The 9,574-nt window shown below is 43.1% G+C and carries 4 protein-coding genes, 2 rRNA genes and 1 riboswitch (1 of these 7 running past the window's edge); all 6 genes read right to left on the bottom strand.

The features are described from left to right. Nucleotides 1-937 (bottom strand): 23S ribosomal RNA (locus CCK98_RS02470); it reaches 1,998 nt to the left of the window's first position. A 204-nt stretch (nucleotides 938-1,141) separates the two neighbouring features. Next, nucleotides 1,142-2,691: ribosomal RNA gene (locus CCK98_RS02465) — 16S ribosomal RNA — on the bottom strand. Together the 16S and 23S rRNA genes form the textbook arrangement of a ribosomal RNA operon. A 337-nt stretch (nucleotides 2,692-3,028) precedes the next feature. Then, nucleotides 3,029-5,104, bottom strand: a complete 2,076-nt coding sequence (gene ptsG / locus CCK98_RS02460) for a glucose-specific PTS transporter subunit IIBC (RefSeq protein ID WP_088085135.1) — start codon at nucleotides 5,102-5,104, stop codon at nucleotides 3,029-3,031. A gap of 190 nt (nucleotides 5,105-5,294) precedes the next feature. Continuing rightward, a complete protein-coding gene (glcT, locus tag CCK98_RS02455) occupies nucleotides 5,295-6,137 on the bottom strand; it encodes a glucose PTS transporter transcription antiterminator GlcT (RefSeq protein ID WP_088085134.1) in 843 nt (280 codons plus the stop codon). Between the two features lie 170 nt (nucleotides 6,138-6,307). Continuing rightward, complete coding sequence (locus tag CCK98_RS02450; RefSeq protein ID WP_088085133.1) at nucleotides 6,308-7,636, bottom strand: NCS2 family permease; 1,329 nt, start codon at nucleotides 7,634-7,636, stop codon at nucleotides 6,308-6,310. Nucleotides 7,637-7,748: 112 nt separating this feature from the next. Continuing rightward, nucleotides 7,749-7,850, bottom strand: a riboswitch (purine riboswitch). Between the two features lie 152 nt (nucleotides 7,851-8,002). Continuing rightward, a complete protein-coding gene (guaA, locus tag CCK98_RS02445; RefSeq protein WP_088090260.1) occupies nucleotides 8,003-9,523 on the bottom strand; it encodes a glutamine-hydrolyzing GMP synthase in 1,521 nt (506 codons plus the stop codon). Nucleotides 9,524-9,574: the final 51 nt, after the last annotated feature.

The raw sequence follows: 9,574 nt of genomic DNA, 5'->3' as shown, positions 1-9,574 counted from the left end.
TGAGGGCCCCTAGTCCAAACAGTGCTCTACCTCCAAGACTTTTACTACGTGAGGCTAGCCCTAAAGCTATTTCGGAGAGAACCAGCTATCTCCAAGTTCGATTGGAATTTCTCCGCTACCCACACCTCATCCCCGCACTTTTCAACGTGCGTGGGTTCGGGCCTCCATCCAGTGTTACCTGGACTTCACCCTGGACATGGGTAGATCACCTGGTTTCGGGTCTACGACCACATACTCATACGCCCTATTCAGACTCGCTTTCGCTGCGGCTCCGTCTCTTCAACTTAACCTTGCATGGGATCGTAACTCGCCGGTTCATTCTACAAAAGGCACGCTATCACCCATTAACGGGCTCTAACTACTTGTAGGCACACGGTTTCAGGAACTATTTCACTCCCCTTCCGGGGTGCTTTTCACCTTTCCCTCACGGTACTGGTTCACTATCGGTCACTAGGGAGTATTTAGCCTTGGGAGATGGTCCTCCCTGCTTCCGACCGGATTTCTCGTGTCCGGCCGTACTCAGGATCCACTCAGGAGGGAACGAAGTTTCGACTACAGGGTTTTTACCTTCTATGACGGACCTTTCCAGGTCGCTTCATCTACCCCGTTCCTTTGTAACTCCATGTTGAGTGTCCTACAACCCCAAGAGGCAAGCCTCTTGGTTTGGGCTATGTCCCGTTTCGCTCGCCGCTACTCAGGGAATCGCGTTTGCTTTCTCTTCCTCCGGGTACTTAGATGTTTCAGTTCCCCGGGTATGCCTTCAATACCCTATGTATTCAGGTAAAGATACTGTTCCATTACGAACAGTGGGTTCCCCCATTCGGAAATCTCCGGATCAAAGCTTACTTACAGCTCCCCGAAGCATATCGGTGTTAGTCCCGTCCTTCATCGGCTCCTAGTGCCAAGGCATTCACCGTGCGCCCTTTCTAACTTAACCTAAAAGGTTATTCTCTTACTTACATAAGAGAGAAAACTAAAATGGCATTGACTCGGTTCTTACATTGACTTCTTCATTACGATTATCTAGTTTTCAAAGAACGATTAAAAAAAGTTTTGAGAGAATTGTACTCTCAAAACTAAACAAACAAAGATCGTGTCACAAACTGTTTTGTCTGGCTCACAGGTCCAGCTTTATCCTTAGAAAGGAGGTGATCCAGCCGCACCTTCCGATACGGCTACCTTGTTACGACTTCACCCCAATCATCTGTCCCACCTTAGGCGGCTGGCTCCTTGCGGTTACCCCACCGACTTCGGGTGTTACAAACTCTCGTGGTGTGACGGGCGGTGTGTACAAGGCCCGGGAACGTATTCACCGCGGCATGCTGATCCGCGATTACTAGCGATTCCGGCTTCATGCAGGCGAGTTGCAGCCTGCAATCCGAACTGAGAATGGTTTTATGGGATTGGCTAAACCTCGCGGTCTTGCAGCCCTTTGTACCATCCATTGTAGCACGTGTGTAGCCCAGGTCATAAGGGGCATGATGATTTGACGTCATCCCCACCTTCCTCCGGTTTGTCACCGGCAGTCACCTTAGAGTGCCCAACTAAATGCTGGCAACTAAGATCAAGGGTTGCGCTCGTTGCGGGACTTAACCCAACATCTCACGACACGAGCTGACGACAACCATGCACCACCTGTCACTCTGTCCCCCGAAGGGGAACGTCCTATCTCTAGGAGTGTCAGAGGATGTCAAGACCTGGTAAGGTTCTTCGCGTTGCTTCGAATTAAACCACATGCTCCACCGCTTGTGCGGGCCCCCGTCAATTCCTTTGAGTTTCAGCCTTGCGGCCGTACTCCCCAGGCGGAGTGCTTAATGCGTTAGCTGCAGCACTAAGGGGCGGAAACCCCCTAACACTTAGCACTCATCGTTTACGGCGTGGACTACCAGGGTATCTAATCCTGTTTGCTCCCCACGCTTTCGCGCCTCAGCGTCAGTTACAGACCAGAAAGCCGCCTTCGCCACTGGTGTTCCTCCACATCTCTACGCATTTCACCGCTACACGTGGAATTCCGCTTTCCTCTTCTGCACTCAAGTCCCCCAGTTTCCAATGACCCTCCACGGTTGAGCCGTGGGCTTTCACATCAGACTTAAAGGACCGCCTGCGCGCGCTTTACGCCCAATAATTCCGGACAACGCTTGCCACCTACGTATTACCGCGGCTGCTGGCACGTAGTTAGCCGTGGCTTTCTGGTTAGGTACCGTCAAGGTACCGGCAGTTACTCCGGTACTTGTTCTTCCCTAACAACAGAGCTTTACGACCCGAAGGCCTTCATCGCTCACGCGGCGTTGCTCCATCAGACTTTCGTCCATTGTGGAAGATTCCCTACTGCTGCCTCCCGTAGGAGTCTGGGCCGTGTCTCAGTCCCAGTGTGGCCGATCACCCTCTCAGGTCGGCTACGCATCGTCGCCTTGGTGAGCCATTACCTCACCAACTAGCTAATGCGCCGCGGGCCCATCTGTAAGTGTCAGCCGAAACCGACTTTCAGCTTTTCCTCATGAGAGGAAAAGGATTATCCGGTATTAGCACCGGTTTCCCGGTGTTATCCCAGTCTTACAGGCAGGTTACCCACGTGTTACTCACCCGTCCGCCGCTAACCAACAGGAGCAAGCTCCTATTGATTCGCTCGACTTGCATGTATTAGGCACGCCGCCAGCGTTCGTCCTGAGCCAGGATCAAACTCTCCAAGAAAGTTGATTAGCTCATTTGTTACGTTGGCTTAGTTTCTTAATTGAAACTAAAATTTTTGTTTGTTTGCACGATTTTGTTTGTTTAGTTTTCAAAGAACAAGCTCGCTACTTCGTTTGAAGCAACTTTATAAATATAACATTTCAGCAATTCGTTGTCAACCAATTTATCAAATGTTTTTCAACACCAACAAGTTGTTAACTCGTCAATAACGACTGCTTTAATATACTACCACCTAATTTAGACAACGTCAATAAAATTTTCAAATAATTTTCCCTATATCCACTTTCTTCTATTATAAATATAAAAGCCGATCCAAACATTTGGACCGGCTCCCAATTTACTTAGTAATCTTAATGATACCTTCTTGCTTCAACTCCACTTGACCTTGCTTATTGATGACAATTTTTTCACCTTCAGCTAAGTTCGTGAAGACAATCGGTGTGATTGTGGATGTTGCATGTTCTTTAATGTAATTTAAATCAACTTTTAATAAAGGCTGTCCTTGTTCGACAATGTCATTTTCTGACACTAATGTCTCAAATCCTTGGCCTTTTAAATTAACTGTATCAATACCCACATGAATCAGTATTTCACGACCAGTATCTGATAAAATACCAATTGCATGTTTTGTTGGGAATAGGTTTACGATTTTTCCGTTGACAGGTGAAACAATCAATCCTTCTGCCGGTACGATTGCAAAGCCATCGCCCATCATTTTTCCAGCAAACACCTGATCCGGCACTTCGGTAATCGGCTTGATTTCCCCTTTTAGCGGTGCTGCAAATACTTCATTTTCACGTGCTTTTTGAAGTGCATCTGAATTAGTGGCCTCGTTCTGTTTTTCTGCACCTTTTTCTGGTGTAGCAACAGAAGTCGTACGAGGTCGCTTACCTGACATGATATCTTTCATTTGTCCTTTGATTGTTTCAGAACGCGGTCCAAAAATCGCTTGAATGTTATTACCTACTTCAAGGACACCTGCCGCACCAAGTTTTTTCAATTGGGCTTTATCAACGTTTTTACTATCATTAACAGATACACGAAGACGTGTAATACAAGCATCTAAATGAGCAATATTTTCCTTACCGCCCATAGCATCTAAAATATTAGCTGCTAAATCACCTGAGCCTGCTTTGCCTGTCGGCGCTTGGCTATCATCTTCTTCTTCTAATTCACGACCTGGTGTTTTTAAATTCCATTTGCGGATCGCGAAACGGAAACCGAAGTAATAAATCAATGCAAAAACTAGACCTACTGGAATGACGATCCACGCATTTGTTTGTGGGTTGATTAAACCGAATAGAACATAGTCAATTAATCCACCAGAGAATGTCATCCCGATTTTTACATTTAACAAGTGCATTGTCATAAAGGATAATCCCGCAAAAATTGCGTGGATTCCAAATAATACTGGTGCAACAAACAAGAATGAGAATTCAATTGGTTCTGTAATACCTGTTAGGAAAGAAGTTAACGCTGCAGAAGCCATCAATCCTCCTACAAACACTTTCTTTTCTGGACGTGCTTCATGGTAAATAGCAAGTGCAGCTGCAGGAAGTCCAAACATCATGAATGGATATTTACCTGTTGTGAATGTACCCGCAGTTAAATGTTGGACATTATCTTTAATTTGTTCCATGAAAATACGTTGGTCACCACGGACAAGATCTCCGGCGGCATTTGTATAGCTGCCAAATTCATACCAGAATGGTGCATAGAAGATATGATGCAATCCAAATGGAATTAATGAACGTTCAATGACTCCAAAAATAAAAGCAGCAACAGTTCTGTTTGCATCAACCATGTTGGTTGAGAATAGATTCAAGCCATTTTGAATTGGCGGCCAAATAACAATCATTAGCAATCCTAAAAGAACAGTACTGGCAGCAGTTACAATTGGAACGAATCGCTTACCAGCAAAGAATCCTAGATAGGATGGCAATTCAATTTCGAAGAATCTATTATACATGTACGCGGCAATCAGACCGACGATGATACCTCCAAAAACACCGGTTTGCAGTGTTGGAATCCCTAAAACTGACGCGTAACTTTGAGGATGCTTCGCAAGCGCATCTGCATCTATTCCTAAAGCAGTTCCCATGGTTGCATTCATAATCAGGAAGCCTACAATAGCAGCAAGTCCAGCTACACCTTCTCCTCCAGCTAATCCAATCGCTACCCCAACGGCAAATAATAACGACAGGTTACCAAATATAACACTACCTGCCTGTTCCATAATTTTCGCTACCATCGCGATCCCACTATTATCTAAGAACGGGGCGAGGTCAATTAATGTTGGGTTTTGAAGTGCATTACCAACTGCTAATAATATCCCGGCAGCAGGCAAGATCGCTACTGGTAGCATAAGTGCTTTACCGACTTTCTGTAAAACACCAAAAGCATTTTTAAACATAAAAAATCCCTCCTAAATTTTTTCGTTTAGCTCATAAAGCGGTTACATTATCCACAAAAAACACAATAAAAAAGGCATGAGTAAAAATCCAATTGAATGAAATTATGGGTATAGATTTCCCCATTAACTTCATTTCAATTAAACTTTTTACTCATGCCTGATCGAATCAGTAACACGTAAAAAATAAGTGCTATTTAAATTTTTTTTGAAGTCGCTGCAAATGCATTGTTAAATATACTGCTTCTGCATCAAAGACTTTCAATTTTAATGATTGTTGCATCACTTTAATGAGCTTCCATGAGAGATTATAACATACTGGATATTCATCTTTCAATAGGGAAGCGATTTTTTCTGGTTCATCGACTTTTTCACCCTTAACTACCCTATCAATGGCAAAGCGAAGGTGACGAACAAGTCTCATATAATCGATTCCTTCTTTATCTATCTCTATTTCAAGCTGTTCTTCTACCATATCAACCAATCTGCTGACTAGTTGTGAATGTTGATTTACATCCGAAAGATTTTTATTTGTTAGCGCACTATGAATATGCAGGGCGATAAATCCTATTTCACCAATTGGAAGGCTAATTCCTGTCTTATCCTTAATAAGCTCCACCACATCTTTTGCCACTTCATACTCATGACTATAAAGCGCTTTCGTCTCCACTAAAAATGGATTTTTCATTTCCATTCCTTGCGAGATTCTCGTTAAAGCAAACATTAGATGGTCCGTTAATGCCACATGGATATGTTCGTTTAACATCGAATTTGTTCGTTGTTTGATTAATTCAATAGAGGCTATGATTACCTCTAAGTATTCATTATCGATAAAAGGAAGCAATTTAATATAATTTTCTTGTTCCTTTTCATTTTTTAAGACAAAAAGTTTTTCCACTGAATCTGTTTCGATATAGTCCCCGCGCTTGCGATTAAAGCCAAGTCCTTTCCCAATCAAAACAACTTCTCCATAGGAAGGGTGTTCAGCAATTAAAACATTATTATTTAAAACCTTTTCAATCAGCAGTTCTGCCATACCCAATTCCCCATTTCTACCTTTTAACCTATTATTTACAGGATAAAAGACAGAAAACAGGAAGTCAACGACAAAGTTCGACAGCTACATGAACTTACGACTAGTTATTCAAACTTCATCCCTCTCAACCCAATAAAAAAGAACTGTGGCAGGCCACAGTTCCTTTTGACTTATTTTAAGAAAATGAAATATAGTACAAAGATTACAAAGAAGAAGTACATGACCGGGTGGATTTCTTTTGTTCTGCCCTTTACGATCATCGTAATTGGGTAGAAGATAAACCCAACAGCAATACCAGTGGCAATACTGTAAGTCAGTGGCATCGCAATCATCGTTAAGAATGCTGGAACAGCAATCTCAAAACGCTGCCAATCAATTTTCCCTAATGAAGATACCATTAATACCCCAACAATAATTAACGCAGGTGCCGTTACAGGTGCTGTAACAACCGATAATAACGGAAAGAAGAATAGCGATAAGATAAAGAATCCGGCTGTTACTAAAGCTGCAAACCCAGTTCGCGCTCCAGAGGCGACCCCTGCAGATGACTCAATGTAAGACGTTGTAGTGGATGTACCAAGTACTGCACCGACAGTTGTTGCAATCGAATCCGAAATTAATGCGCGTCCAGCTCGAGGCAGCTTATTGTCTTTCATAATTCCCGCTTGGTTCGCTACTGCGACAAGTGTACCAGCATTGTCAAAGAAATCAACAAACAAGAAGGTTAGAATAATTCCAAGCATTGCAGTTGTATAAAAAGAACTATCTCCAAACGAAGAGAATGCTGCACCAAAGGTCGGCGCTAAACTTGGAACTGAATCAACTACTTTATGCGGCATATCAATTAAGTTGAAGATCATTCCGACGATTACTGTGATCACCATTCCATAAAAGACGGCACCATTAATACCTCTTGTCATCATAATTACTGTAACGACGATCCCAAAAATAGCAAGCAAAGTAGGTCCTGCTGTCAAATCTCCTAAACCAACAAGTGTTGCATCATTATTGACCACAATACCAGCATTTTGTAATCCGATAAAGGTAATGAATAAGCCAATCCCAGCACCAACTGCGTGTTTTAAATCAACTGGAATGGCGTTAATGATTTTTTCTCGCAGGCCAGTGAGTGTTAATAAGAAGAAAAATACACCTGAGATAAGCACTGCGCCAAGGGCATGCTGCCAAGGAATCCCGCTTCCTAATACAACTGTATAAGCAAAGAACGCATTCAAGCCCATTCCTGGGGCTAGTGCTAATGGATACTTTCCGAGAAGTCCCATGACAATCGATCCTATCGCTGATGCAAGAGCTGTCGCCACAAATACAGCACCATAATCCATTCGTAAAGCATCAGGATAATCCTTTATCGATGCTAATGATAATGTTAAAGGGTTAACAACTAGTATATAAGCCATCGCTAAGAAGGTGGTCAGTCCACCAATAAACTCGCGGCGATAATTTGTACCGTGTTTCTCAAACTCAAAATACTTTTGCATTTCTTTTCCCCCTATGGTTCTTTTCTTTATTATGCAAAAAAAGCTCCGGCATATTCTACCGGAGCGTGACTTTAGGCATGTGCAATAAAAGAGGAAAAGGAAGCTAGCCTCTTTATTAATGACACTGCCTCGTAGTCAAGCCATTTACGGTGGCTCGGTAGAAACTTTTGGGCCATATCCCCAAGATTATACGATGCAATTATTATATTCTCTTAACTCGTTTTTTATTTTAGCAGGAAAAAAACATCTTGTAAACAAAAAATACGAACGATTTTAAAATTAAAATTAAAATCGTTCGGGAATATTTCACTCCTAAAATAAATAAGAACCGGAACTATAGTCCCGGTTCTTTCTCTATCGCTTTTCTTATTCCCACTCAATCGTTGCTGGCGGCTTGCTGGTAATGTCGTACACTACCCGGTTCACATGCGCTACTTCGTTAACAATACGCGTTGAAATGACTTCAAGGACATCCCACGGAATTCTTGCCCAATCGGATGTCATCCCGTCAATCGAGGTAACCGCTCGGATACCGATGGTATAATCGTAAGTTCTAGCATCACCCATTACCCCGACACTGCGAATGTCTGGAAGTACGGTGAAATACTGCCATATTTCTCGGTCAAGCCCAGCCTTTTTAATTTCCTCACGAAGGATCCAATCCGAGTCCCGAACGATTTCAAGTTTATCCTCTGAAATAGCCCCTAAGACACGAATCCCTAGACCTGGGCCAGGGAAAGGCTGTCTCCAGACGATATCATCCGGAATGCCAAGCTCTGTTCCAAGCGCACGGACTTCATCTTTAAACAAGGTGCTTAATGGTTCAATTAATGTAAACTGCATATCTTCTGGCAGGCCGCCTACATTGTGATGTGATTTAATCGTCTGCGCGGTAGCTGTACCACTTTCTATGATATCGGTATAAAGCGTTCCTTGAGCTAAAAACTCGATGCCCTTAAGCTTTGTTGCTTCATCATCAAATACATAGATAAACTCATTGCCGATGATTTTCCGTTTCTTCTCTGGGTCAGAAACGCCTTCCAACTTCGATAGGAAACGTTCTTTAGCATCGACCTTGATTACATTCATATGGAAGCCTTCAGAGAAAGTCTTCATCACACTTTCTGCTTCATTTTTACGGAGAAGACCATGGTCCACAAAAATACAAGTTAGTTGGTCACCAATTGCTTTATGAATTAACACGGCAACAACGGAAGAGTCAACCCCGCCACTTAAGGCACAAAGCACCTTTTTATCGCCAACCTGTTCGCGAATCTTCGCCATCTCGATTTCAATGTAGTTCCCCATTGACCAATCGCCGCTGCTTTTACAAACGTTAAAAACAAAATTTCTAAGCAATTCATTCCCATAAACAGAATGACGTACTTCCGGATGAAACTGAACAGCGTATAGCTTTCGCTCTTCATTACTCATTGCGGAAATCGGGCAGGTAGGGTTCGTGCCGTCAACAGTGAAACCTGCAGGGGCTTCTACCACAAGGTCGCCATGGCTCATCCACACGGTTTGCTCTTTAGGCAGGCCGCTAAATAGCGCTGATTCATGCTGCACCGTCATAGTTGCTTTTCCGTATTCACGTTGGCTTGCTTTTTCAACCTTCCCATTGAAATGGACAGTCATTAGTTGCATCCCGTAACAAATTCCGAGAATAGGCAGACCCATTTCAAATATTTCTTCATCACAACGGAAGGAATTTTCATCGTACACACTGTTTGGTCCGCCGGAAAAAATAATCCCAGTTGGGTTCAATTTGCGAATTTCTTCAGCTGTAATCGTATGCGGATGCAGTTCACTGTATACCCCAAACTCGCGAATCCTGCGAGTAATTAGCTGGTTATATTGACTCCCAAAATCTAATACAATAATCATTTCATGCTTTCCTGTCAAAGCATCCACCCCAATTTTCTCAAGATATAGTTA

Origin of the sequence: Bacillus sp. OV166 (genome assembly GCF_900177675.1) — a bacterium.
In the GTDB taxonomy this organism is placed as follows: domain Bacteria; phylum Bacillota; class Bacilli; order Bacillales; family Cytobacillaceae; genus Neobacillus.
This window is presented reverse-complemented; position numbering and strand designations above follow the sequence as displayed.

What these genes read in the sequence shown, in the direction of transcription:
- ptsG (WP_088085135.1), bottom strand. Translation starts at nt 5,104, where the DNA reads ATGTTTAAAAATGCTTTTGGTGTTTTACAGAAAGTCGGTAAAGCACTT.
- glcT (WP_088085134.1), bottom strand. Translation starts at nt 6,137, where the DNA reads ATGGCAGAACTGCTGATTGAAAAGGTTTTAAATAATAATGTTTTAATT.
- CCK98_RS02450 (WP_088085133.1), bottom strand. Translation starts at nt 7,636, where the DNA reads ATGCAAAAGTATTTTGAGTTTGAGAAACACGGTACAAATTATCGCCGC.
- guaA (WP_088090260.1), bottom strand. Translation starts at nt 9,523, where the DNA reads ATGATTATTGTATTAGATTTTGGGAGTCAATATAACCAGCTAATTACT.